24 protein-coding genes and 1 pseudogene are annotated in these 25,535 nt (G+C 43.2%); 23 read left to right on the top strand and 2 right to left on the bottom strand.

The features are described from left to right. Position 1: 1 nt before the first annotated feature. From rbfA to GC093_RS09230, 18 genes are all read left to right on the top strand, one after another. On the top strand, positions 2-358 hold the full coding sequence (gene rbfA, locus GC093_RS09315) for a 30S ribosome-binding factor RbfA (protein WP_171651581.1): 357 nt from the start codon (positions 2-4) through the stop codon (positions 356-358). Beyond that, entirely contained in the window at positions 355-1,359 is a 1,005-nt protein-coding gene (locus GC093_RS09310) for a DHH family phosphoesterase (RefSeq protein ID WP_171651580.1), read from the top strand. The genes rbfA and GC093_RS09310 overlap by 4 nt, the downstream gene beginning before the upstream one ends. After that, positions 1,356-2,279, top strand: a complete 924-nt coding sequence (gene truB / locus GC093_RS09305) for a tRNA pseudouridine(55) synthase TruB (protein WP_171651579.1) — start codon at positions 1,356-1,358, stop codon at positions 2,277-2,279. The genes GC093_RS09310 and truB overlap by 4 nt, the downstream gene beginning before the upstream one ends. A gap of 96 nt (positions 2,280-2,375) precedes the next feature. Further along, the gene (locus GC093_RS09300) at positions 2,376-3,260 is read left to right on the top strand and encodes a bifunctional riboflavin kinase/FAD synthetase (RefSeq protein WP_246313955.1); all 885 of its coding nucleotides are present in this window, start codon (positions 2,376-2,378) and stop codon (positions 3,258-3,260) included. A 161-nt stretch (positions 3,261-3,421) separates the two neighbouring features. Continuing rightward, entirely contained in the window at positions 3,422-3,691 is a 270-nt protein-coding gene (gene rpsO / locus GC093_RS09295; protein ID WP_171651577.1) for a 30S ribosomal protein S15, read from the top strand. Positions 3,692-3,955: 264 nt separating this feature from the next. Continuing rightward, positions 3,956-6,058, top strand: coding sequence for a polyribonucleotide nucleotidyltransferase (gene pnp, locus GC093_RS09290; RefSeq protein WP_171651576.1), 2,103 nt, complete (start codon positions 3,956-3,958; stop codon positions 6,056-6,058). A 125-nt stretch (positions 6,059-6,183) separates the two neighbouring features. Beyond that, positions 6,184-7,227 (top strand): polysaccharide deacetylase family protein, encoded by a 1,044-nt coding sequence (locus tag GC093_RS09285; protein ID WP_171651575.1) that lies wholly within the window; start codon positions 6,184-6,186, stop codon positions 7,225-7,227. Positions 7,228-7,435: 208 nt separating this feature from the next. After that, complete coding sequence (locus GC093_RS09280; RefSeq protein WP_171651574.1) at positions 7,436-8,686, top strand: M16 family metallopeptidase; 1,251 nt, start codon at positions 7,436-7,438, stop codon at positions 8,684-8,686. After that, the gene (gene dut, locus GC093_RS09275) at positions 8,679-9,125 is read left to right on the top strand and encodes a dUTP diphosphatase (RefSeq protein ID WP_171651573.1); all 447 of its coding nucleotides are present in this window, start codon (positions 8,679-8,681) and stop codon (positions 9,123-9,125) included. The genes GC093_RS09280 and dut overlap by 8 nt, the downstream gene beginning before the upstream one ends. 218 nt (positions 9,126-9,343) lie before the next feature. Continuing rightward, positions 9,344-10,243 (top strand): dipicolinate synthase subunit DpsA, encoded by a 900-nt coding sequence (gene dpsA / locus GC093_RS09270; protein ID WP_171651572.1) that lies wholly within the window; start codon positions 9,344-9,346, stop codon positions 10,241-10,243. Then, positions 10,240-10,836 carry a dipicolinate synthase subunit B gene (locus tag GC093_RS09265; RefSeq protein ID WP_171651571.1) on the top strand — a complete coding sequence of 199 codons (597 nt, stop codon included), beginning with the start codon at positions 10,240-10,242 and terminating at the stop codon, positions 10,834-10,836. The genes dpsA and GC093_RS09265 overlap by 4 nt, the downstream gene beginning before the upstream one ends. A 30-nt stretch (positions 10,837-10,866) precedes the next feature. Next, the gene (locus GC093_RS09260; RefSeq protein WP_171651570.1) at positions 10,867-11,907 is read left to right on the top strand and encodes an aspartate-semialdehyde dehydrogenase; all 1,041 of its coding nucleotides are present in this window, start codon (positions 10,867-10,869) and stop codon (positions 11,905-11,907) included. A 177-nt stretch (positions 11,908-12,084) separates the two neighbouring features. Beyond that, positions 12,085-13,302, top strand: coding sequence for an aspartate kinase (gene dapG / locus GC093_RS09255; protein ID WP_171651569.1), 1,218 nt, complete (start codon positions 12,085-12,087; stop codon positions 13,300-13,302). 40 nt (positions 13,303-13,342) lie between these two features. After that, positions 13,343-14,218 (top strand): 4-hydroxy-tetrahydrodipicolinate synthase, encoded by an 876-nt coding sequence (dapA, locus tag GC093_RS09250; RefSeq protein WP_171651568.1) that lies wholly within the window; start codon positions 13,343-13,345, stop codon positions 14,216-14,218. Between the two features lie 190 nt (positions 14,219-14,408). Further along, a complete protein-coding gene (locus GC093_RS09245; RefSeq protein ID WP_171651567.1) occupies positions 14,409-16,085 on the top strand; it encodes a ribonuclease J in 1,677 nt (558 codons plus the stop codon). Between the two features lie 185 nt (positions 16,086-16,270). Further along, positions 16,271-17,017 (top strand): ClpP family protease, encoded by a 747-nt coding sequence (locus GC093_RS09240; RefSeq protein ID WP_171651566.1) that lies wholly within the window; start codon positions 16,271-16,273, stop codon positions 17,015-17,017. Then, positions 17,014-17,235, top strand: a complete 222-nt coding sequence (locus GC093_RS09235; protein ID WP_171651565.1) for a YlzJ-like family protein — start codon at positions 17,014-17,016, stop codon at positions 17,233-17,235. Before GC093_RS09240 ends, GC093_RS09235 begins: the two co-directional genes overlap by 4 nt. Positions 17,236-17,312: 77 nt before the next feature. After that, positions 17,313-19,835, top strand: a complete 2,523-nt coding sequence (locus tag GC093_RS09230) for an FtsK/SpoIIIE family DNA translocase (protein WP_171651564.1) — start codon at positions 17,313-17,315, stop codon at positions 19,833-19,835. Between the two features lie 166 nt (positions 19,836-20,001). Here the strand turns inward: GC093_RS09230 and GC093_RS35855 are convergent. Continuing rightward, positions 20,002-20,364, bottom strand: a pseudogene (locus GC093_RS35855) (hypothetical protein); the annotation flags it as partial. A gap of 226 nt (positions 20,365-20,590) precedes the next feature. Continuing rightward, positions 20,591-20,806 (bottom strand): hypothetical protein, encoded by a 216-nt coding sequence (locus GC093_RS09220; protein WP_171651562.1) that lies wholly within the window; start codon positions 20,804-20,806, stop codon positions 20,591-20,593. Between the two features lie 175 nt (positions 20,807-20,981). On the opposite strand from GC093_RS09220, the gene sleB reads away from it, so the two are divergent. The 5 genes from sleB to GC093_RS09195 all read left to right on the top strand — a co-directional run bounded on the left by sleB (position 20,982) and on the right by GC093_RS09195 (position 25,532). Beyond that, the gene (gene sleB, locus GC093_RS09215) at positions 20,982-21,779 is read left to right on the top strand and encodes a spore cortex-lytic enzyme (protein WP_171651561.1); all 798 of its coding nucleotides are present in this window, start codon (positions 20,982-20,984) and stop codon (positions 21,777-21,779) included. Positions 21,780-21,867: 88 nt separating this feature from the next. After that, entirely contained in the window at positions 21,868-23,151 is a 1,284-nt protein-coding gene (gene yfmF / locus GC093_RS09210; RefSeq protein ID WP_171651560.1) for an EF-P 5-aminopentanol modification-associated protein YfmF, read from the top strand. Positions 23,152-23,154: 3 nt separating this feature from the next. Further along, positions 23,155-24,441, top strand: coding sequence for an EF-P 5-aminopentanol modification-associated protein YfmH (yfmH, locus tag GC093_RS09205; protein WP_171651559.1), 1,287 nt, complete (start codon positions 23,155-23,157; stop codon positions 24,439-24,441). Beyond that, positions 24,438-25,196 carry an elongation factor P 5-aminopentanone reductase gene (gene ymfI / locus GC093_RS09200; protein WP_171651558.1) on the top strand — a complete coding sequence of 253 codons (759 nt, stop codon included), beginning with the start codon at positions 24,438-24,440 and terminating at the stop codon, positions 25,194-25,196. The genes yfmH and ymfI overlap by 4 nt, the downstream gene beginning before the upstream one ends. 78 nt (positions 25,197-25,274) lie before the next feature. Beyond that, positions 25,275-25,532 (top strand): DUF3243 domain-containing protein, encoded by a 258-nt coding sequence (locus GC093_RS09195; protein WP_171651557.1) that lies wholly within the window; start codon positions 25,275-25,277, stop codon positions 25,530-25,532. Positions 25,533-25,535 lie beyond the last annotated feature (3 nt).

Here is a 25,535-nt window from a genome sequence, read left to right as displayed (position 1 = left end):
AATGGCTCGAGTACGTGTAGGAAGAGTCGGAGAGCAAATTAAGAAGGAATTAAGCCAGATCATACAGTCAGAAATGAAAGATCCGCGTATCGGTTTTATTACAGTGACCGGCGTTGATCTCACGAATGACTTATCTCAGGCCAAAATTTTCCTTAGTGTGCTAGGGACCGATGAACAGAAGGAAGAAACATTGAAAGCACTGGGCCGCGGCAGCGGGTTTATCCGTTCGGAGATTGGTAAAAGAATTCGGTTGCGCAAAATTCCAGAATTGCTGTTCCGTTTTGACGCCTCAATTGATTACGGTACTAAGATTGAGCGTCTATTGGATCAAGTTAATGGGGAGAACGCCGGGCTATGACGGTATCGTCTCATTCCGAAGCTTACGCAGCCGAATTGGAAGCCGCAGCTCACTTCATTCTGACCAATGATGATTTCCTGGTAGTGTCACACATCCAACCGGATGGTGACGCTGCTGGGTCAACATTTGCGGTTGCTTGGATATTGAGTGCTTTGGGCAAACGGTTTACTTTGATCAATGAAGGACGTATGCCAGACAAGTTCATGTATATGGCGGCAGGTCAGCATTCTATAGTTAACTATGAAGCGGATACTGCCTCCGTAATTACATATCAAAATATCATCAGTGTGGATTGTGCGGATTATTCTCGAATCGGTAGCGTGCACAAGTTATTTACAGGTGAGGCAAAAATTCTGAATATCGATCATCATGCAACCAACGACCGTTTTGGCAGCGTTAACTTAGTAATGGATACGGCTGCAGCTACTGTTGAGATCCTATATGATCTAGCTATTCAATTGAATATTTCATTGTCCTACGAGTTGAACGTATGTATTTATTCAGGCTTGCTGACAGATACAGGCGGCTTTCGGTATGCTAACACTTCAGCCAAGGTAATGAATATTGCTGCAGACATGCTGAAGCGTGGCGTTAAAGGTCATGAATTAGCAGAGCATCTTCTGGAGAAGCTTACCTATCCACAAATTTCTATAATCAAAAGTAGTTTGAATACATTAGCATTTGCTCACGGCAATCAAGTAGGTTGGCTTGCAGTTTCACTGCAGGACTTGGTTAGCAGCGGAGCTTCAAGTGATGACCTGGACGGTCTTGTCAATTATCCTCGTAATGTCGAGGGTGTTGAAGTAGGCTTGCTTTTCAAAGAAAAAGCAGGTGGCGTTGTAAAGATAAGCTTACGGTCTTCCGGTAAAGTGGATGTAGCGCAAGTAGCCAAGAAGTTCGGCGGTGGCGGCCACGTGCGTGCTGCGGGGTGTGCGGTTTACGGTACTTTAGAGGAAGCGGTCCAACAGGTTGTTAAGGAAGTAGGGTTGGCATTAGCATGACAAAAGAAACATTCGAAGGTATACTTCCAGTATGGAAGCCCAAGGGGTTTACTTCCCATGATGTGGTGGCCAAAGTCCGGGGAATTCTCAGAATTAAACGCATCGGGCACACAGGAACACTTGACCCACAGGTGACTGGTGTATTACCGCTATGTATTGGGCGTGCTACACGTCTTGTGGAATATATTCAAGAGCTTCCCAAAGCTTATGAGGCAACACTGAAGATTGGTTTTGCTACAGACACGGAGGATGCAGGCGGAGAGGTAATTGAGCGTGCTGATGAGGTTCGTCTGACGCAAATCCAAGTGGAGGATGTTATCTCTTCTTTCGTTGGGGAGATCGAACAAGTTCCTCCTATGTACTCGGCTGTAAAAGTAGACGGCAAACGCTTGTATGAGTTGGCTCGTCAAGGATTGGAAGTGGAACGTAAAGCAAGGAAGGTAACCATCTACAAAATCGATATTTTGCAAATGGATCTAGATCTTCCATGTCCTGAAATTCGCTTTCATGTTCAATGCTCGAAAGGAACCTATATTCGTACATTATGTGTAGATATGGGTAAGAAATTAGGTTATCCAGCTGTAATGTCGGACTTAGTTCGTACATCTACAGGAAGCATTGGACCCGAGCAATGCCTAACTTTGGAGCAGATTGAGCAGGAGCTGCTACAAGGTACGCTTGCTCAGAAGCTAATACCTGCACAAAGAGCGTTAGCTCATTTACCATCTGTAAATTTAAACGAAGAACAAACCCGCAGAGCGCTTCTCGGTCAAAAGATTCTTTTTACACCATCCGAAGAGCAGCTTCTTGCTATACAAGATCAGATAATAACAGCCTATTCCCCGAATGCCCAATTTATTGGAATTTTTCAATGGGATTCAGGCAGCGCGGAGCTTCGCCCAGTAAAAGTGTTCTCTTAGCATGTTATTGTCTCATAAGAATTGTAGGTGAACTTTGTATTCATGCAATCGCTAGAATTAGGATATCCTATAATATCACAAAGCAATCTCTCAAATATGGGGCCGCAGGTACTAGCCATTGGAGATTTCGACGGTGTTCATTTGGGACATCAGGAAGTTATCAAGCGTGCTATTCATACCGCTGAAGGCTTGCGAATCCCTGCTTCTATAATGACGTTTCATCCTCATCCGAGACAAGTGCTGGGCCAATGCAAATACGTTCAGCTTCTGACTCCTGTGGAGCAAAAGAAACGGCTAATGGAAGCATTAGGTGTAGATAACATGTACATCGTGTCTTTCAATAATGAACTGATGAAGGTTTCTCCTTCAGAGTTTGTTGAAAATATGCTCGTACCGATGAAAGTCAATACCGTCATTGTAGGGTTTGATTTCACCTTTGGCCATCTGGGGGCCGGCACACCGGATACCTTATGCGAGCTGGCACAAGGACGTTTTGCTGTTGAAGTGATACGACCGTTTCATCAAAATGGAAGTAAGGTCAGCAGCACATGGGTTCGTGAACATCTATTGTCTGGTAATCTCGAGCAAGCTAACGCTTTATTGGGACGGCCTTACTCCTTAAATGGGATCGTTGTTCATGGAGATGGAAGAGGTAAAACGATTGGGTTTCCGACTGCTAACATTGATTTGCTTGATCCTTTCCTTATCCCGACCTTAGGTGTATATGCGGCTCGTGTTACCGTTGATGGACAAACCTATAACAGTGTGATGAATGTTGGAAACAAGCCAACCTTTGAGTCAAATTTGGAGAAACCAACGTTAGAGGCGCATCTGTTTGATTTTTCGGAGTCAATTTACGGTAAAGAAGTGACCGTTGATTTTATCAGTTATTTGAGGCCGGAGCGCAAGTTTTCGGGTGTTACTGAGCTGATAGCACAAATTCAAAGAGATGCAGATCAGGCTAAATTACTTTTAGCGTAATCTAGCATGACTAACTATTATTTTACTTTTCCTAGCAAGCTGTGTTATAATCAAAAAGTTGTCGGAAACGTCAACATTAGAACCTTGGCATGGAGAATCGAGAACTCCGACGATCTCTGGGCCTTTGGGGATACCAAATCATTCATGGAGGTGACTCAATAATGGCATTGACACAAGAACGTAAACAAGAATTGATTCAAACGCACAAAACGCATGAGTCCGATACAGGATCACCGGAAGTGCAAGTTGCTATTCTTACAGAAAACATTGTAAACTTGACTGGCCATCTTAAGACTCACAAGAAGGATCATCATTCTCGTCGTGGTCTTTTGAAAATGGTAGGTCAACGTCGTAAATTGTTAGCTTATTTGAAAAACAAAGACGTTACCCGCTACAGCGCATTGATCGCGAAGTTGGGACTGCGTCGTTAATAGGATTAGCTGCAAAAGAGCAACCATGGTTGTCTGCTGTTCGGGTCCGGTTTGGGCTGGGACAACAGATAGCGAGGTTGCTTTTTCGTATGCATAACTTCGTACTTTATGAATAAAGAGATTTATTTCGATTAAAGAAGGAAATACTGATCATTATGCAGAAATGTTATATAGATTAAATTAGTAAAACCTAACCTTTATTTTTCGAGGATGCTTATGAAGTAAGTTTCCTTATGATATTATGATAACTTTCAGGAGGTTTTTATGGAAAAACGAGTGCAAATGGATTTAGGCGGACGTCCCTTAATTCTTGAAACGGGCCGTTTTGCCAAGCAAGCGAATGCTGCAGTAATGGTTCGCTATGGAGATACAGTGGTGCTGTGTACAGTGACAGCTTCGACAGGACCTAAGGATCTAGATTTCTTTCCTTTGACTGTAAACTACGAGGAACGTCTGTACGCGGTTGGTAAAATTCCAGGAGGCTTCATTAAACGGGAAGGTCGTCCAAGTCAAAAAGCGATATTATCAAGCCGATTAACCGATCGCCCGATTCGCCCTTTATTTCCGGAAGGCTTTCGTAATGATGTACAAATAGTTTCTATCGTAATGAGCGTAGACCAAGAGTGTGCGCCGGAAATTGCAGCTATGATTGGTACTTCAGCGGCATTGAGCATCTCAGATGTTCCTTTTAACGGTCCGGTTGGTGGAGTAATTGTAGGGCGTGTGGATGGTCAGTTTGTGATTAATCCAACGTTGGAGCAGGTTGACAAGAGTGATATCCATCTAGTGGTAGCTGGAACTAAGGATGCCATCATGATGGTTGAAGCAGGGGCCAATGAGGTTCCGGAAGAAGTTATGTTGGAAGCGATCATGTTCGGTCATGATGAAATTAAGAAAATCGTTGCCATTCAAGAGCAGTTAGTTTCAGAGGCTGGCAAACCTAAAATGGAAGTTAAATTACATACAGTAAATGAAGAAGTCAACCGTGATGTTCGAGCATTTGCTCAAGCCAGATTGGTTGAAGCTGTTAAAATTGCTGAGAAGCATGCTCGTCAAGAAGCCATCGATGTGGTTAATGAAGAGACAGTTGAGCATTTCAAAAATGAGTATGCAGAAACGCCGGAGAAGCTGGCTGATGTTAAAGAAACGCTTTACGACATCGTTAAAGATGAAGTACGTCGACTCATTACTCACGATAAAGTTAGACCGGATGGACGTGGCTTAGACGAAATTCGTCCGATTGAGTGCGATATCGATTTACTGCCTCGTACACACGGTTCCGGTTTGTTTACTCGTGGACAAACGCAGGCTCTGAGTGTTTGTACGCTTGGTGCACTTGGCGATGTGCAAATCTTGGACGGGCTTGATTTGGAAGAAACCAAACGCTTTATGCATCACTATAATTTCCCGCCATTTAGTGTCGGCGAAGCAAGACCTTTGCGTCCTCCAGGCCGTCGTGAAATTGGTCACGGAGCACTAGGCGAGCGCGCATTAGAGCCAGTTCTTCCATCAGAGACTGATTTCCCTTATACGATTCGTCTTGTATCTGAAGTATTGGAATCTAACGGATCGACCTCACAAGCGAGTATTTGTGCGAGCACACTTGCCATGATGGATGCTGGAGTTCCAATTAAATCACCAGTTGCCGGAGTAGCTATGGGCTTAATCAAGGACGGAGATCACTTCTCAATCCTAAGTGATATTCAAGGGATGGAAGATCATCTTGGCGACATGGACTTCAAGGTAGCAGGTACTGCAGCTGGAGTTACAGCTTTGCAAATGGATATTAAAATTGACGGTATTGACCGTGCTATCTTAGGACAAGCTCTAGAGCAAGCGAAAAAAGGCAGAATGCACATTTTGGGTAAAATGCTGGAACGTATTCAACAGCCTAAAGCACAACTCTCCAAATATGCACCAAAAATTCTTACCATGCATATCAATCCGGACAAAATCCGTGATGTTATCGGCGCAGGCGGTAAAATTATCAATAAAATTATTGAAGAAACTGGCGTGAAGATCGATATCGAGCAAGATGGTCGAGTGTTTATTGCTTCCTCGAATCAAGAGATGAACGATAAGGCTCGTCAAATCATTGAAGGTATCGTTAAGGAAGTAGTTGTTGGCGAGACGTATTTAGGTACAGTTAAGCGTGTTGAGAAATTTGGTGCTTTTGTGGAGATTTTGCCTGGTAAAGAAGGCTTGGTTCACATTTCCCAGCTTTCAACAGAACGTGTAGCTAAAGTTGAAGATGTGGTTGCTATTGGGGACACTATCACCGTTAAAGTAACCGAAATCGACCAACAGGGCCGCGTTAATCTTTCTCGCAAGGCTGTTCTTACACCACAAGTACCTGCTCAATCTTAATCAGGTTATTTCATAGCATTGCAACGACAAAGAGCCAGAGAATTCTGTCTCTTTTTGTTTTGGTCTAATCTTGTCCTCCGACGCATATTTATGGGACAAACGATTCCATCGACAGGAGCAAGCTTATGAAATATATTCAGGTGATTATGATAACCTGTCTGTTTGCAACGGTCATGCTGGTGCTGCAGAGCTCAGAAAGTGTGAAATCCTTCATACAATACACCAAACAACATTCGGCGAATGTACCTGCAACCAGTCCGTTTCATATGGATAACCCTTCTGCGATTAAGGTTAACTCTGGATTAGGTAAGCTACAGGATCAAACGGCTATGCTTCAAGAAAAGATTATGCTGGAAGCGGATAAACGTAGGATTGCCCCTATCAACGCACAATTGGATAGAGTATGGAAGGCGATACCAGGGTACAATGGGGTGGAGGTTGATGTAGAGAAGTCGCTTGCGCTCACCTTAGAGCGGCAAACACCAGGTCAATTGCATTTAATCATGAGGGAGGTGCCGCCAGCCATCGGTTTGGAACAGTTGGGATCACACCCGATTTACAAGGGGAATCCCAATAAACCAATGGTATCTTTGATGATCAATGTTGCATGGGGAGAGCAATATTTACCCAAAATGCTAAGTATTCTGGAAAAAGAAAATGTCCGAGCGACCTTTTTTTTCGATGGAAGCTGGTTGAAAAAAAATATTCCGACTGCACAGATCATTAAGGATAAAGGACATGAGCTTTCTAATCATGCATACTCCCATAAAAATATGAGCCAAATATCGCGGGATCAGGCTTATCAAGAGATTTTCAAAACCCAACAGCTGCTGGAAAAAGAATTAGGTGTAGTCAATGTGTTGTTTGCACCGCCTTCAGGCGATTTCAACCAAGCAACAGTCGATATTGCCCGTCAGCAAAAGTTGAAAACGATCTTGTGGACATTAGATACTGTAGATTGGCAAAAGCCATCGCCTTCAACTATTGTGAACAAAATTTCTGCAAGAATAGAACCGGGATCATTAGTTCTTATGCATCCGACGTCATCATCAAGCGAAGCATTAGAGCGAATGATAAAAGTAATCAAAAATAAAGGACTCCAGCTTGGAACCGTAAGCGAAGTAATTTCTTCTGATCGCATTCCCAAAGTTGAGTCTGCTGAGCAATAATGGTAATATAAGAAAAGCTTCAGATCGAAGCAGTTCGATGAAGATACATTCGTGTCTCAGCAGTAGCTTTTCTTGCAATATAAGAATGGTTCAGCTAAGCTGAAAACTTATGCATTCCATATTTTAAGAAAAGCTTCAGATCGAAGCAGTTTGAAGAAGATACAATTTAATTGATACATAATGAGATTTTCCGAGGAGGCTCCCTTCATTGAATAAATATACCTTGAACAATGGGCTGCGGGTCATCGTTGAACCTATTCCAACTTGCCGCTCCGTATCCTTTGGGATTTGGGTAAAAACAGGTTCGCGTAATGAAAGCAGAGAAATTAACGGTATTTCACATTTTATCGAGCACATGCTGTTCAAGGGAACGGATAAATATTCCGCCAAGGATATAGCAGAATTGTTTGATGGTATCGGCGGCAACGTTAACGCATTTACGTCTAAAGAGTATACATGCTACTATGCCAAAGTACTGGATGAGCACTTGCCTATAGCTGTTGAAGCCTTGGCTGATATGTTCTTCCGTTCAACCTTTGATCCAACTGAATTAGAGAAAGAAAAGAATGTCATTTTTGAAGAAATCTCCATGTATGAGGATACACCTGATGATATGGTTCATGATTTAATTGCCAAAGCGGCTTTTGAAAACCATTCTTTAGGTTATACAATTATTGGAACCGAACAAAACCTGACGGCCATGGATTCGAACACACTGCGAAATTACATGAAAGAAAAATATAGTATCGAAAATACGGTCATCGCAATTGCAGGTAATGTAGATGATTCGATTCTGGCATTAATGGAACAACACTTTGGAAGTTTTCAAAACAATGGAACCGAACAAACGTTTACTCCACCTTCATTTTTCAGCAATTTAGAATACCATGAGAAGAAAACGGAGCAAAATCATATTTGCCTATCGCTACCTGGTCTGTCTGCTAAAGATGACCGGCTATATGCGATGGTCTTGCTGAACAATGCTATCGGCGGTGGAATGAGTTCACGGTTATTTCAAGAAATTAGAGAAAAACGCGGCATGGCCTATTCGGTCTATTCCTATCATACCTCTTATCAAGACGGTGGTATGTTTACGATTTATACAGGAACAGCACCTAAGCAAACGGCAGATGTGTTGAAGGTAACTATGGAGCTGCTTAGCGAACTTAAAAATCAAGGGCTTACTGCAAGTGAGCTCAAAAAAGGCAAGGAGCAGATGAAAGGAAGTCTGATCCTTAGTTTGGAGAGCACCAGCAGTCGGATGAACCGGTTAGGTAAAAACGAGCTAATGCTTGGAAGACATTATAGCATGGACGAAATCATTGAACGCATTGAGAGTGTTGAACTTGATCACATTCAGGAATTGACGCAGGAGATGCTTGCTACTCCTTTTGCTTTGGCGATGGTGGGGCAAAAAGCAGATGTGATTGACGGCTTCAGGAGGGATCAACTTGTTTAATGTACAAATCAAGCGGTTGCCAGGCAACGAAGATATTCAGCTTCCACAAAAAATGTCGCTCCTGGCAAGCGGCTTTGATCTTTATGCCGCGGTTAATGAACCGATAGAGTTAAACCCAGGGCAGCGAATGCTGATCCCAACAGGCTTCTGTTTGGCAATGCCATCGGAGCTGGAGGCTCAGATTCGTCCGCGCAGCGGTTTAGCACTGAAGCATGGCATTACTGCGTTAAATTCACCGGGAACGATTGATGCGGATTATCGCGGCGAGGTCAAGGTTCTACTTATCAATCACGGTTTGGATTCATTCATTATTGAGAGAAATGAGCGAATCGCCCAGATGGTTTTCCAGGAGGTTCCGAAGGTGCAATTAATCGAGGTTGATGAGCTTGAGGATACGGACCGTGGTGCGGGTGGTTTCGGACATACCGGAACGAAGTAATAAAACAAAGCTTATTGCGATTATTTATTGTTTTAAGACTCCAATGAATTTAAAACTTGTAGAGTACTTTCTGTTTGCAATAGCAAGCAGGAGGTACTCTTTTTGTTTTCTTAGTACATTGCTTTGGAAAAGCCGTTTCTTTATTCAGCCAAGTAACCCATCCATAGGCGAGAGCATAGTATGAGTTATGGATTGCGATTAGAAAGAGGTGAGAATGAATGCTTACAGGAATTCAAGTGGCTTTGATTGGCGGCGATGCCAGGCAGCTTGAAGTCATTTATAAATGCTCCGAGTTAGATGCTTCTGTCGTCTTGATCGGGTTTGATAATCTGCAAAATCAATTCAGCGGGATTACAAGATCCGAGCTGAGTTCTGAGGTTCTTGAGGGGATTGATGCAGTCATTTTGCCGGCGGTGGGAACGGATGATCACGGTAATGTGGAGAGTATCTTCTCTGCCTCAGAGCTCCGCCTAACAGATGCACATATCCAGGCCTTGCCCAAGCATGCCAAGATTTTCACAGGAATGGCTAAACCTTACTTGCGCAACTTGTGTGCTAAGTATTCGATTTCAATTGTTGAGCTTTTCGATCGGGATGATGTAGCCATTTATAACTCTATTCCGACAGCAGAGGGTGCCATTATGATGGCGATTCAAAACACCGATTTTACTATACATGGCTCGCAATCTATGGTGCTTGGATTTGGTAGAACGGGGATTACTTTGGCACGGACATTGCAAGGACTCGGCGCAAAGGTGAAGGTAGGCGTCAACAAACCTGAGTATTACGCACGTGCTTGGGAGATGGGTTTTACACCCTTTTACACACAGGATTTATACGCTCAAACAGCGAATATTGACTTGCTTTTTAACACAATTCCGTCTATGATAGTCACAGCACAAATTATTGCCAATATTCCACATCGTGCAGTGATCATCGATTTGGCCTCTAAGCCAGGCGGAACGGATTTTCGTTTTGCTGAAAAAAGAGGAATCAAAGCGATGCTCGCTCCAGGACTCCCCGGAATTGTTGCACCGAAAACAGCCGGTCGCATCATCGCTGATACCTTGAGTCGTATTATTCTTGAGGATGCAGGACTGAGGAGGAATGTGGAATGAATTGGCAGGGAAAGACAGTTGGTTTTGCTTTGACAGGGTCCCATTGTACGTTTGCTGAGACGATGCCGCAAATACAGCGATTTATTGACGCCGGAGCCCGGGTGGTTCCGATCGTTTCTTATACCATACTTACAACGGATACGCGCTTCGGTACGTCAGAGAATTGGCAAAAACAGTTGAAAGAGATCACAGGGAATGATATCATTTCTTCAATTGTCGATGCGGAACCATTAGGTCCGAGCAAATTGTTGGATGTGCTTGCAATAGCTCCATGTACAGGGAATACAACGAGTAAACTGGCAAATGCCATGACCGAAAGTCCGGTTCTGATGGCGGCTAAAGCACAAATGCGTAACCATCGTCCTGTAGTATTAGCTATCTCTACTAATGATGGTCTTGGTTTGAATGCTATGAATATCAGCAAGCTTTTAATTACTAAAAACATTTATTTTGTTCCGTTCGGTCAAGACGCACCTACGGCGAAGCCAAATTCCTTGGTAGCTCGTATGGACTTGATTATGGAAACCTGTGAAGCAGCCCTTCAAGGCAAGCAGCTTCAACCTATGGTTATTGAACGGTTCAATTATCAATAATGATTACTCGCATAGGGGAGAGACGAACAGATGTCGAATCAAAAATTATTCAATGTTGCTGTTGTTGGAGCAACAGGTGCTGTAGGAGAACAAATCTTACGTTTGTTAGAGGAACGCAATTTCCCCATTAATGAATTGAAATTGTTATCTTCCGAGCGGTCTGCTGGAAGTAAACTGCAGTTTAAAGGTCAAGAGATAACTCTAGAAGCAGCAGCTCCTGACAGTTTCAAAGGAATTGATATTGCATTGTTCAGCGCTGGAGGCAGTGTAAGTTTAGAATTAATTCCTCACGCCATTAAGCATGGTGCTGTGTGTATCGATAATACGAGTGCTTACCGGATGGATTCGGAAACTCCGCTTGTTGTTCCTGAAGTCAATATTGATAAAATTAGCGAGCATAAGGGAGTTATTGCAAATCCGAATTGCTCTACGATTCAAATGGTTGCAGCATTAAAGCCTTTATATGATCGTTACGGGATTTCACGTATTATCGTTTCCACCTACCAAGCTGTTTCCGGAGCTGGGGCGCGTGCTATAGATGAAATGCTTCGCCAATCTCGTGAAATTTTAGATGGCAACCCGGTTGAACCACAAATTTTGCCGGTTGGGGCGCTTCCAGTTAAGCATCAAATAGCTTTTAATGCTATTCCACAAATTGATAAGTTTACTGACAATGGTTTTACTTATGAAGAAATCAAAATGATTAATGAAACTAAAAAAATCATGGGCGATGATTCATTGGAAGTAACGGCTACATGTGTTCGTATCCCTGTTATTTACGGTCATTCCGAGTCGGTTTATGTTGAATTGAAACAGGACTTTGATGTCGAGGAAGTAAAACAATTGCTCGCAGACGCCCCAGGTATTGTTCTGCAGGATAATCCGGCAGAACAATTATATCCATTGGCAAGCGACGCAGCGGGTAAGCTGGATACTTTCGTAGGGCGGGTGCGCAGAGATTTAAGCAATCCAAGAGCTCTTAATATGTGGATTGTTTCGGATAATTTATTAAAAGGCGCAGCTTGGAATGCTGTACAAATAGCGGAATATATCGCCATTGAACAGAAGTAATAACAAGTGGGCTTCCTGAGTAGGGAAGCCTGGCTTGTGTTTTTTGAAGTATATCCTTACGCAGTAAGCATCCACAAGGATGCTTAAGATTACGCTTACGAAGAAGGCTTTCTACGAAAGCTAAGTATAACCTTGCGAAGTAAGCATCCATACGGATGCTCTTAAGGAGGGACCCTCATGAAAATTCTAGTACAGAAATTCGGAGGCACGTCCCTTTCCACTGTCGAAGCAAGAGCACATGTCATAGAACACATCCAAGATGCATTAGCACTAAACTACAAGCTAGTTGTCGTCGTATCGGCAATGGGGAGAAAAGGCGAGCCCTATGCAACAGATACATTGCTTGATGTGATTAATCAGAATGGTAACCATTTGCCAGCCAGAGAGAAAGACATGCTGCTTTACTGCGGTGAACTCATTTCTGCTGCTACACTATGCAGTTTATTGAATGCGCAAGGCATTCATGCAACCGTATTAAACGGAGCGCAGGCCGGTATTACAACAAATGACGATTTTGGAAACGCTCAAATCCTTTCTATTCAGCCACAGCGGATCTTGGATCTGTTAGATCAAGGAAAGGTTGTCATTGTTGCAGGCTTTCAAGGCCAAACGAAGGACAATGATTTTACTACGTTAGGCAGAGGCGGCAGTGATACGTCGGCTACAGCACTAGGTGCTGCTTTAAAGGCAGAAATTGTCGATATATTTACGGATGTGACTGGGATTTTAACAGCGGACCCTCGCATTGTGAAGGACGCGAGGCGTTTGCCTGTTGTGACCTATATGGAAATATGCAATATGGCTCATCACGGAGCCAAGGTGATACATCCTAGGGCTGTTGAGGTAGCGATGAATGCTATGATTCCTATCCGAGTCCGTTCGACCTTTAGCAAAGACCCTGGGACGTTAGTGACTGTTGCTGATTCGATTCCAGGCGTAAAGGATGGGATTCAAGATCGAAGTGTCACAGGAATAGCTAATTTTGAGCATATTACTCAAATTCAAGTGAGCGCTGGAGAAGGCGTATACGATCTACAGTTGAAAGTTTTTAAAGCTATGGCTCAACATCATATTAGTATTGATTTTATTAATGTAAACCCTGCTGGAGTCGTGTACACCGTTTTTGATCATGAGGCCGACAGCGCTGTGCACATTTTAACTGAGCTTGGATATAAACCTAACATTGCTTCTCATTGCGCTAAAGTCTCTATTATTGGCGGTGGAATGAACGGTGTGCCGGGGATTATGGCGCACATAGTCGAAGCATTGACGGAGAATGATATAAGGATTTTACAATCTGCAGATTCTAATACAACCATTTGGGTTCTTGTTCAAGGGCAGGATATGGCTAATGCGGTCCGTGCACTTCACAAGAAATTTCAATTATACCGATAAGCGAGATATTGAAGTTATTATAGAGTAGGAGGAGTTTGTCGTGGATTTCGGAAGACTGATTGCGGCAATGGTAACACCTTTTGATGCTAATTTACAAATTGATTGGGATCAAACAGGTAAGCTGATAGATTATTTAATTGAGGAACAGGCCAACGACAGCTTGGTTATCTGTGGTACAACAGGAGAGTCTCCAACACTTACTGAGGAAGAGAAGCTTCAGTTGTTCGCATTTGCTGTAAAACACGCTAACGGACGCTGCAAAATTATTGCAGGAACCGGAAGTAATGATACAGCCCATTCCATCCATTTATCCAAGGAAGCTGAAAAGCTGGGTGTAGATGCACTATTGCTTGTAGCCCCTTATTATAACCGACCTTCGCAAGAAGGCTTGTACCAGCACTATAAAGCAATAGCAGAAGCGGTTTCTGTACCTTGTATTTTGTATAATGTACCTGGTCGTACCGGGATTAACATTAATGTAGATACAACGATTCGTCTGTCTCAGATTCCTAATATTGTTGCAACAAAAGATTGCGCTGATCTTGATCAGTTGACGCAAATCGTTAATGGGGCAGCTGAAGGCTTCCGAGTATACAGCGGAGAAGATAACATGACATTGCCTGTTTTGGCTATTGGGGCTTACGGTATTGTGAGTGTCGCCAGTCATGTGATTGGAAAAGATATGAAAAATATGATAAACTGTTATTTACAAGGGAATGTTCGCGAAGCGGCGCAAATTCATGCCAGACTCCATCCTATTTTTAAAGGATTGTTTGAATGTCCTCATCGCGTTCCTAATCCTACAGCAGTTAAACACGCCCTTAATGTGAAGGGTATGCAAGTAGGCGGATTACGATTGCCATTAATGAATGTTACCGAAGAAGAAGGACTATTCATAGCATCCTTGTTTGAATGAGTTTACTCAAAATCGGTGCGTTCTATAAGCATCGATTTTATTTTTTAGGGACAATGACGGTAGAAGTGACTACTTGTAATTGTAGTTTTTGATCGGGTATAATGGTGGCAAGTGACTGGTGCGGTTTTGGATTTGGTTGATGGTTCATATAAAAATTCGTCGTCAAATTTAAATAGGAGGTATTTCTAAATTGTCTAAGAAAAATATAGATAAGCTTTCGATTTTTGCCCTGGGCGGCGTGGGTGAAATCGGAAAAAATATGTATGTCGTTCAATATGCTAACGATATTGTTGTTATTGATTGTGGTCTAAAGTTTCCTGAAGAGGACATGCTCGGAATTGACATTGTTATCCCTGATATCACTTACCTAACGGAAAATCGGGACAAAGTTAGAGGAATAATCATTACTCACGGACATGAGGATCACATCGGTGGTCTTCCGTATGTATTGAAATTCCTTAATGTTCCTGTATACGGTACCAAGCTTACACTGGGATTGATTGAAACGAAGCTTAAGGAAGCCAATCTGCTTGGCGATACAAAACGGATCTTGATTTCATCGGAGACGGAATTGCCTCTTGGTTGCATGACAGCTACTTTCTTTAAAACAAATCACAGTATTCCTGATTCGGTCGGCGTATGTTTGGAAACTCCGGAAGGTAATGTTGTCCATACAGGTGACTTCAAGTTCGATCAGACCCCAGTAAATGAACAGTATGCTGATATACACCGTATGGCTGCAATTGGCAGCAAGGGTGTACTCGCGTTGTTGTCTGACAGTACGAATGCAGAGCGTCCCGGCTATACAGGTTCTGAAAGAAGCGTTGGCACGGAGATTGAAGAAGTGTTCCGGAAAGCAAAGCAACGTGTTATTATAGCTACCTTTGCTTCTAATATTCATCGTATTCAGCAGGTTATTGATGCAGCGGAAACAACCAAAAGAAAGCTTGTTGTTATTGGCCGTAGTATGGTAAATGTAGTATCTATTGCCAGTGAGCTTGGTTATTTACGTATTCCAGACGGTATGCTGATCGAACCTGAGGAAGTGAACAAAATGGCCGCAGATCGCGTTGCTATTTTGTCTACAGGAAGTCAAGGAGAGCCGATGTCGGCATTGACTCGAATGGCTAGATCTACACATCGTAAGGTTGATATCTTACCAGGCGATACGGTAATTATTGCAGCAACACCTATTCCCGGCAATGAACGTTATGTCGGTAGAACTGTTGATGAGCTGATGAGAATCGGAGCACACGTAATTTACGGTCCTGGATCGATTACAGGTGTGCATGTATCCGGACACGGAAGTCAAGAAGAGCTCAAGCTTATGTTGAATTTAATGAAACCGAAATATTTCATACCGATTCATGGTGAATACAGGATGCTTCGTCAGCACGGACTGCTAGCTGAAGCTGTAGGTATCGCAAAAGAGAATATTTTTATTGTCGATAACGGCGATACAGTAGAAGTTCTAGATGGCGTTGCTCGTAAAGGCTCGAAGGTAACTGCGGGTAATATCTTAATTGACGGTTTGGGCGTTGGAGATGTAGGCAATATTGTACTTCGGGACCGCAAACTGCTGTCTCAAGATGGCATTTTAGTTGTTGTGGTAACCTTAAGCAAACAAGACGGTGCTATTTTATCCGGGCCTGATATTATATCCAGAGGTTTTGTATATGTAAGAGAATCCGAAGGCTTGCTGGACGAAGCGAACCGTATTGTAACCAACACTCTGAATCGCTTAATGAGTGAGAATGTAAATGAGTGGGCTTCTTTAAAAACCCATGTAAAAGATGCACTAGGACGATTTTTATATGAACAAACCAGAAGAAGACCTATGATCCTTCCTATCATTATGGAAGTTTGATCCAAAACCACCAGTCGAAAGCTTGAAACCTTAATAAATAGCTAATGTTATTAACCATTGATTCCGAGAAAAGGGAACCACCTTAAGGCGTATATTCGCTAATTAAGGTGGTTTTTTTGTATATTTTTGCACGATCAAACCATACTAGGGGAGATGAAAAAACGGATAAACAGGGGGAATTTATAATGACTGAATTTAAACAGCAGGAGCCTCAACCTAACCAACCATTGACAGGTCCCGAGGACAATAAAAGAAGCACGGTGGTTGATACCATACAACAGCTGGGACAAACCGCTACTCCAGCTGGCGAATCCAATATATTTTGCATGACAATTATTGGACAGGTGGAAGGGCATTTGGTGTTGCCTCCACAAAATAAAACAACCAAATATGAGCATTTGATTCCACAGCTTGTTGCAGTCGAGCAGAACCCCAAAATTGAGGGTATATTTATTATTCTGAATACGGTTGGCGGTGATGTAGAAGCGGGTTTAGCTATAGCTGAAATGATTGCGACTCTTTCAAAACCCACGGTTACCCTTGTTCTTGGGGGCGGGCATTCCATTGGCGTTCCTATCGCGGTGTCCTCCAATTATTCCATTATCGCAGAGACGGCTACGATGACGATTCATCCGATCCGTCTGAATGGGCTTGTAATCGGAGTGCCGCAAACCTTCGAGTACTTGGATAAAATGCAGGAGCGCGTAATCCGTTTTATAACAAGTCATTCACAGGTAACCGAAGAAAAACTGAAGGAATTAATGTTTAAAACCGGTGAATTGACTCGGGATATAGGTACCACAGTTATTGGTGTAGATGCTGTGAAATATGGCCTTATTAATGCAATTGGCGGCGTAGGTGATGGAATACGGGAATTAAATCGTCGGATTGAAGAGAAACGAAACACAAATTCAGGAGGCTTGATTCAATGATTCATTACACGGTTCTGCCTATGGAGGTTGTGATGGAAGGTATAGATAAGATGGAGGCAACCAGTGTTGAAATTGTGATGAATGGAATAATGATGCAGGTACAGCCGCTTAACTCAACTCAAGCAACTATTGTTCGAATCATGAGCTGCGACCCGCAAAATTATTTAAATCCGAGGTATAGCCCAGGGAGTATTATTGAATTTCAACCGGTAGGCTAGTTCTAAGGTCTGATTTTTTCAACCTAGTTAAGTTGATCCCCAAAGTATGGTATAATTTTGAATTGGGGGTGAGCCGTGTGGCAAGACCAAAGAAAAAAAGTAAAACAGTAATCAGAACCAATTTAAAGTATGAGCTATATGGGATTGTCATTCTGACCCTATCTATCATTGCATTATCGAGGGAAGGACCGGTGGCCCGTGCCTTGACCTATTTGTTTCGATTCGTAATTGGCTCCTGGGATTTCATCTTCCCGCTCATTTTCATTTATGTAGGTCTGTATGTGATGGTGAAGCGCCAATGGCCGAAATGGAAATCATCCCGCAAAGCCGGAATCTTTCTGATGCTTTTAGCGCTTTTGATTATGAGCCATATTAGCTTGTTTGAGCAGCTCTATCCAAAAGGTAAGTTTACAGCTGGCATGATTATGAGTCAATCGTGGAGCAGTATGGTAGACGGGCTTAAAGCGACGGATAAAGGACAAGCCATCCTTACTAACGAAGTAGGCGGGGGAATGCTAGGGGCTTCTTTATATGCAATTCTGTATTCCTTATTTGCAAATATTGGGGCAAAGCTGATTCAATATACGTTGTTGATCATCGGATTTATTCTATTAACAGGTCTATCGATTGTCGATATGATGGAAAAGTTAAAAGGAAAGAAATCGTTTGCCGACTCGTTACTCGCTCAATACATAAAGCGTAAAATAGTAGAACGAAGAACCCAGCAAGCTGCTGTACCGGCTCTTAAGAAAAAAGCTATGGTTCCTTATATTCCAGATGAGAGCGAATTTGATGAGGAAACCTTGAAGCCAGAACGTAAGGTAAAGAAGGAAGGGAAGAAGCGCTCTTTATTTTATGATTTGCTTCAACCCAAGCAACCTATTGAACGTGAAGCTGTAGCAGCGGAAGGAAGGGACGAGCCTAAGGAGGCAGATCCAATAGCAGTTCAAACAGTTGCCAATGATCTAGAAGAGGAACAATTGGTTTATCAGCGAGAGATAGAACCTGATCCATTAATTCCTGTCATACGCGACTTTCAGGAACATGTTCAGCATGAGGTATCAAATCAAAGTCAAATTCCTGCTGCTGCAAAGGTAACGCCTGATGCAAGTGCAGAGCCTCTAAAGGATGATTCAAGCGCCGCGGAGGATTTCGCGATCAATAATAAGCCAGTCGCACTTCCTTATGAGCTTCCATCCTTTGAGCTGCTGTCCAAGCCGAATATTGGCAAAGGCTCAGATTCGTTGGATTATAAAGCGGTAGCTCGTAAGTTAGAAGCAACTTTGGAAAGCTTTGGTGTAAGAGCCAAAGTTTTGGAGGTCGTTCGCGGGCCTTCAGTCACACGGTATGAGATCCAGCCCGATGTAGGCGTCAAGGTTAGCAGAATCGTCAGCTTGACCGATGATATTGCCCTTGCTTTGGCAGCCAAAGATATCCGGATGGAAGCTCCAATTCCTGGGAAATCAGCAATTGGGATTGAAGTACCGAATCTGGAGGTGTCCATAGTTACCATGCGAGAGGTGATGGAAAGCGGAGCCTTTCAAGAGTCCGCCTCCAAGCTCTCCATCACATTTGGGCGTGACATTTCTGGACAGCCTATTGTCGGTAATTTGGCACGAATGCCTCACATGTTAGTAGCAGGTGCCACAGGATCGGGTAAATCTGTATGTATAAACGGAATTATCACGAGTATTTTGTACAAGGCGAAGCCAGATGAAGTTAAGTTTTTGATGATTGACCCCAAGATGGTTGAATTGAACGTTTACAATGGCATTCCGCATTTGCTTGCACCGGTTGTAACAGACCCGAGAAGGGCCTCTCTAGCGTTGAAAAAAGTAGTTGTTGAGATGGAAAAGCGCTACGAACTTTTCTCGAAGAGTGGTACACGGAATATCGAAGGCTATAATAATATGCTTGTGGAAACTCAGACAGGAGCTCCACTTCCTTATATTGTAGTTATTGTAGATGAGTTAGCTGACTTGATGATGGTCGCTGCCAATGATGTGGAGGATGCGATTTGCCGTCTGGCCCAAATGGCGCGTGCTGCCGGGATTCATTTGATCATTGCCACACAAAGACCGTCAGTCGATGTTATCACGGGGGTAATTAAAGCTAATATTCCTTCCAGAATTGCATTTGGCGTTTCCTCACAAGTTGACTCTAGAACGATTCTAGACATGGTAGGAGCTGAAAAGCTGCTAGGTCGTGGCGATATGCTTTATCTTCCTATGGGAGCCTCTAAGCCTGTACGTGTTCAGGGGGCCTTTCTATCCGATAATGAGGTAGAATCGGTTGTTAATTTTGTCAGGACACAAGGTCAGGCTAACTACGTAGAGGATATGGTTCCACAGATCGAAGAACAGCCTGATGTTCCAGAACAAGTTGAGGATGAGCTCTATGACCAAGCGGTTCAAATTATACTGGAGGCTAAGCAAGCTTCGGTATCCTTACTCCAACGGCGTATGCGTGTAGGCTATACAAGGGCAGCAAGATTGATTGATTCCATGGAAGCAAAAGGCATTGTAGGTCCTTATGAGGGAAGCAAGCCGCGTGAGGTGTTAGTTTCATTGGAACAATACCAAGACAGAATGAGTTCATAAAAATCATTGAAGCATGCCGTATGAAACATGACGGTATGCTTTTATTTATTAAGTTCTAAGTTTGATCCATTCTGTAACGATCGACATGATGTCATTTAGTAAAGAGACAAGCTAGCTGCATATACTGAGGAGAAAGTGAACTTTCCCCTCAGTAAATTGCACCTGGCTATTTGGATTTGGAGCGATTCCCGCTATGACTTTTATTCCTGTGTTGACCGCTAGTATTACCCTGCCTGCCCCCGTGCCCATGCTGCCCCCCAGGATTGCTCTGCCAGCCGCCATGCCCATGTTGACCATCTTGATTACCTTCCCAGTTCCCATGCCCGTGATGACCGTCAGGATTGCCCTGCCAGCCGCCGTGTTCGTGCTGGCCACCAGGATTGCCCTGCCAGCCACCATGCCCGTGATGACCTTGATTTCCTTGCCAGCCGCTGTGTCCACCTTGCCAACCATGCATATGGTGCCCGGCATGACCGCCCTGCCAGCCACCATGCCATTGTTGTTGATTCCAAGGGTTATGTGGATAAGGGTGAGAATAGGGATGTGGATAAGGGTGCTGCTGTGAGGAGTATGCTTTTGGATAGTAAGGATTTCCATGAGGATTATAGGCCATTTTATTACCACCTTCTCTTAAGATAACAACAGCGTATGCTTTCAAATAGAAGCTTGAAGCTTGGCATTTAGAAATGGGCCTAACAATAGGTAGGGGTAAAAATAGGGGATTTATTGTATACAAAAATCTGTAACCATCCTTTTTATTCATCGTCATCGGATTCTTGCAATTTCTTTAAAGTCGATTTGGGAGGGAACGAAATGAATATAGTCAGCACGGAGTTCGATACAGACAGTGCTATCCGATAAGGGAGAACAGGGAGAAAGATACGCAAGGCAGTGTACCAAATAACGGCACAACAAATGACAAATAATAGATAAATGACAATTAAAAATAGAACATGCTCCAGCTTATTCATTCACTCCACATCCCATTTTTCTCAGTATATTCTGAATAGGGGACAGTGTGATTTCACAGCTCGTTAAGAGATGATTCGAAGTACACAGTTTTATCTGAATAGAAGCGCCCTTCCTTTCTCATAATAACCTTAAAAAGGTTTCCAATATGCAATTGAGAAAGGTGAGTATCTATTGATGAACAAGCGGTTGGTATTAATTACGTTTTGTTTGATTTTTGTTTTATTTTCGGGTTACCAGATTAAACACCATTTTGATGTTGAGCAAACCTTCAGTAAGAATGATGTTAAATACGGTGAAAACGGTAAGGATGTTTACGAGCTGCAAGGCCGTCTCAAATTTTTGGGGTTTTACAAAAACGATGTGGATGGTGATTTTGGTTATAATACTCTTCGCTCCTTAAAATGGTTTCAGTCGGAGTTCGGGTTGAAGGTAGACGGTATATTGGGTAGTAAAACTAAATTAAAGCTATGGGAAGCAACGAAAGCGTACAAGCCGACTGCAGAAGAATTGCCCTCTACTGGCGGTGGTGGAGGCGCAGCAGGTGGCGGTACTACGTCAGGAGGCTCAACACCCCCTTCTGGCACAGGAAACCTGTCTCAATCGAATAATTTAGGATTGTCGGAACAGGATCTCAAGCTAATGGCTAACGCAGTATACGGCGAATCACGTGGTGAGCCTTATATTGGCCAAGTGGCAGTTGCGGCAGTAATACTAAATCGTGTAAAATCACCAAGCTTTCCAAATACGGTTTCTGGCGTTATATTTCAGCCGGGTGCGTTTACGGCGGTAGCGGACGGTCAAATATGGCTTACTCCAAATGAAAATGCTAAAAAAGCAGTACAGGAAGCATTGAATGGCATGGATCCATCAGGCGGCTGCATATATTATTTTAATCCCGAAACTGCAACCTCCAAATGGATATGGACTCGGCCTCAGGTGAAACAGATCGGTAAGCATATTTTTTGTAACTAAGGCTAGCGTGAAGCAACCCTTGCGGTTGCTTCTTCTGTTTCCAAAGGAATATAATGGATTTGTAGATCTGGAAAGGAGCAATGTCCCTTTGAAAAACATCCAATTTGAACGCGGCGCGGTTGGTAACATTCGTGTCCATGTATTGCCCACGGATCAATTTAAGACGTATGCCATATCGGTATACATTGGTACTCCGTTAGGGGAGGAAACAGTAACACCCACCGCATTTATTCCGTTTGTGCTACGCCGTGGAACCCAGACTTATCCAGAAACCAAGCAGTTTAGGGAGAAGCTGGACGATTTATATGGTGCAGGCTTCGGCTTTGATATTTACAAACGCGGCGACTATCAAATGGTCCAATTTCGCATGGATCTGATTCAGGATCATTTTGTGAGCAGCAAGGATTCGCTACTGCAGCAAGGCATCCGGTTTATTGGTGAAGCTATTACGAAACCTGCCCTAGAGGATGGCCGATTCGTAGACAAATACATCACCTCCGAGAAAATTACTCTGCAGAAACGAATTGAATCGATTATTAATGATAAAATCAGGTATGCTGCTGAACGATGCGTAGAGGAGATGTGCAAGCAAGAGCCTTACAGATTACATCCGCTAGGCAACATCGATGCATTAAAGAAGATTACAGCAGATAACTTGTATGCTAATTATGAGCAGTGGCTGCAGACATCGCCGATCGATATCTATATTGTCGGACAGACAACTTTAGAAGAAGTTCTCCCATTAATTCAGAGCAGCTTCAGTCTACAGCGCCAAGCAGCAGGAAGCTATACAGCTAAAGTGCAGCACCGTCAAGTAAACGAAGTACGTGAGGTTGTTGAAAGGCTGGATGTGAACCAAGGCAAGCTGAATTTGGGGCTCAGGACGTATACAACCTATGCTGATCCGACTTATCCTACCATGCTGATGTACAACGGCATCCTGGGCGGCTACCCTCACTCGAAGCTGTTTACTAATGTTCGGGAAAAAGCCAGTCTGGCTTACTATGCATCCTCGCGTTTGGATGGACATAAAGGCATACTGACTATCCAGTCTGGCATTGAATTGGATAAATATGATAAAGCAGTTGAGATTATCCGCCAGCAGCTTGACGCTATGATTGCTGCTGATATCAGCGAAACAGAAATGCAGCAAACAAAAGCGATGATTACAGGACACTTAAGAGAACTGCAGGATTCCGCATTCGAGATCATATCATTTGATTTTAACAATGTATTGTCTGGCGTTGAGCGTACAGTCCCAGCTTTAATCGAAGATGTTCTTTCGGTAGATAAAGCGCAGATTCAAGAGGTTGCCAAACAAGTGAAGCTCGATACCATATACTTTTTACGCGACCGGAAGGGAGGAGAATAAGACATGAAGGTGATTCCATATCCCCATGTGAAAGAGACTTTGTATGCGGAGCAGCTCCCTAACGGATTGTCTGTATTTGTTTTGCCTAAAGAAGGTTTTTCCAAAACCTATGCGATATTCTCAACCAAGTACGGCTCGATTGATAATCATTTTCAAGTAGAAGGCTCTCAGGAGCTCAAGGTACCAGATGGGATAGCACACTTCTTAGAGCATAAAATGTTCGAAGAGCCAACAGGTGATATTTTTTCAGTATTCGCATCGCGAGGTGCTTCAGCCAACGCTTTCACAAGCTTCGATAAGACTGCCTACTTGTTTTCAGCAACCGAGGATGTTCATGACAATTTGCAAACCTTACTGGATTTCGTTCAAAATCCTTATTTTACGGATGAGAACGTTGAGAAAGAAAAGGGCATCATCGGTCAAGAAATCAAGATGTACGAAGATAACCCAGACTGGCGCTCTTACTTTGGCTTGATCGAAACGATGTATCATAAGCATCCGGTACATATTGACATTGCTGGAACGGTGGAGTCTATTTCCCATATAACGAAGGAGCTACTCTACGACTGCTACCATACCTTCTATCATCCAAGTAATATGAGCCTGTTTGTTGTGGGTGGCGTGAAGCCTGAGGAAATTATAGAGCTGGTCCAACAAAATCAAGCTGCGAAGGATTACAAGCCACAAGGTACTATTCTAAGACATTTCGAAGCAGAACCGCCAGGTGTCAAGCAAAAGGAAAAAGTAATCGTGCTTCCTGTTTCTTTACCCAAATGTCTGTTTGGTTGTAAAGAGCCAGAGCAAACGGCAAGAGGCAAGGAGCTTCTTAAGCGTGAATTAACGATGAAGCTTCTGCTGGATATTTTACTTAGCCCAAGCTCAGCCATTTACGAAAAATTGTATGATGAGCAGCTTATATCCGACAGTTTTGGCAGCGAGTATAATATAGGCGAAAATTATGCGTTTTCTGTTCTCGGCGGTGATACCAAGGAACCGGAAAAGCTAATCTCCCGCATTCGCGAGGAAATTGATCTAGTCAAGGCAAAGGGCGTTGATGCTGCAGATTTCGAAAGAAGCCGGAAAAAGAAAATAGGCGGGTTCATGAGATCCTTGAATTCACCTGAAGCCATCGCCAACGAGTTTACGAAATATCGGTTCAAGGATATTGATTTGTTCGATATTTTACCTGTTTATGAGCAGCTGAAAATAGAAGATGTGAATGAAGCCCTGCAGAAGCACTTTAATTGGAATCAGCTTGCCGTATCCATCGTAAGAAGTGAACAGAAATGAATAAACCGAGTAAACCGTTTACTGAGCAAACGGTTCTTATAATGGGGGGGAGCCGGGGCATTGGAGCGGCAATAGCCGAGCGGTTCTCCACGGTTGGAATGAATGTGGTTATTCATTATTTACAGTCGCATGAGGCTGCTAATGAAACGGCAAGAAACTGTATGAAGCATGGAGCTAAGGTGCTGACAGCAACTGCGGATTTGCGCAGCAAGGAGCAGCTTCTGCGCCTTCAGGAGAAGCTGAACCATCATGATATGGTACCGGATATACTAGTTAACAATGCTGGAATCAGCCAATACGGTCTGCTGTCAGATGTTACGGAAGAACAGTGGGACGACATGATGAGCGTCAACTTGAAAGGAACCTTTTTAACGACACAGCAATTTATGGAACCGATGATCCGACAAAAATATGGTAGGATTATCAATGTTTCCTCTATATGGGGCATTTCTGGCGCTTCTTGTGAAGTGGCTTATTCAACAGCTAAGGGCGGGGTAAACGCGTTCACTAAGGCGCTTGCGAAGGAGCTAGCGCCCTCGAATGTAACTGTGAATGCAGTAGCCCCTGGTGCTGTGGACACACGAATGATGGCTAGTTTTGATACTTCTGAGAAAGCCGCAATAGAAAATGAAATTCCTGCAGGACGTTTTGGACAACCGGACGAAATCGCTTCATTGGTGTATTTTTTGGCTCTGCCAGAGTCCGGTTATATTACAGGTCAAATCATAAGTCCTAATGGTGGCTGGCTTACCTAACAATCTGCATATTCCCCTCCCTTTTAGTGAACATTAGTATTCGTAGTACAACTTCATTTATAGGGAGGCATAATCAATATGGCAACTGTGTTGAAGGTGTTTGACCGGTGGAAAGAATTTTTGAATGAGCGTGTACAGCAAGCTGAACATGCCGGTATGAAAGATGAAACGATTAATAAATTGGCTGTCCAAATCGGAGAATTTCTCTCTGATAAGGTCGATCCTGAAAACAATGAAGAACGAGTATTGAAAGAACTTTGGGATGTAGCCGATGAGAATGAGAAGAAAACTATTGCACGTCTTATGGTAAAGCTTGTTACACCTGGGATATCCTAATTT

The sequence above is a fragment of the Paenibacillus foliorum genome, from assembly GCF_013141765.1.
GTDB classification, from domain to species: domain Bacteria; phylum Bacillota; class Bacilli; order Paenibacillales; family NBRC-103111; genus Paenibacillus_S; species Paenibacillus_S foliorum.
This window is presented reverse-complemented; position numbering and strand designations above follow the sequence as displayed.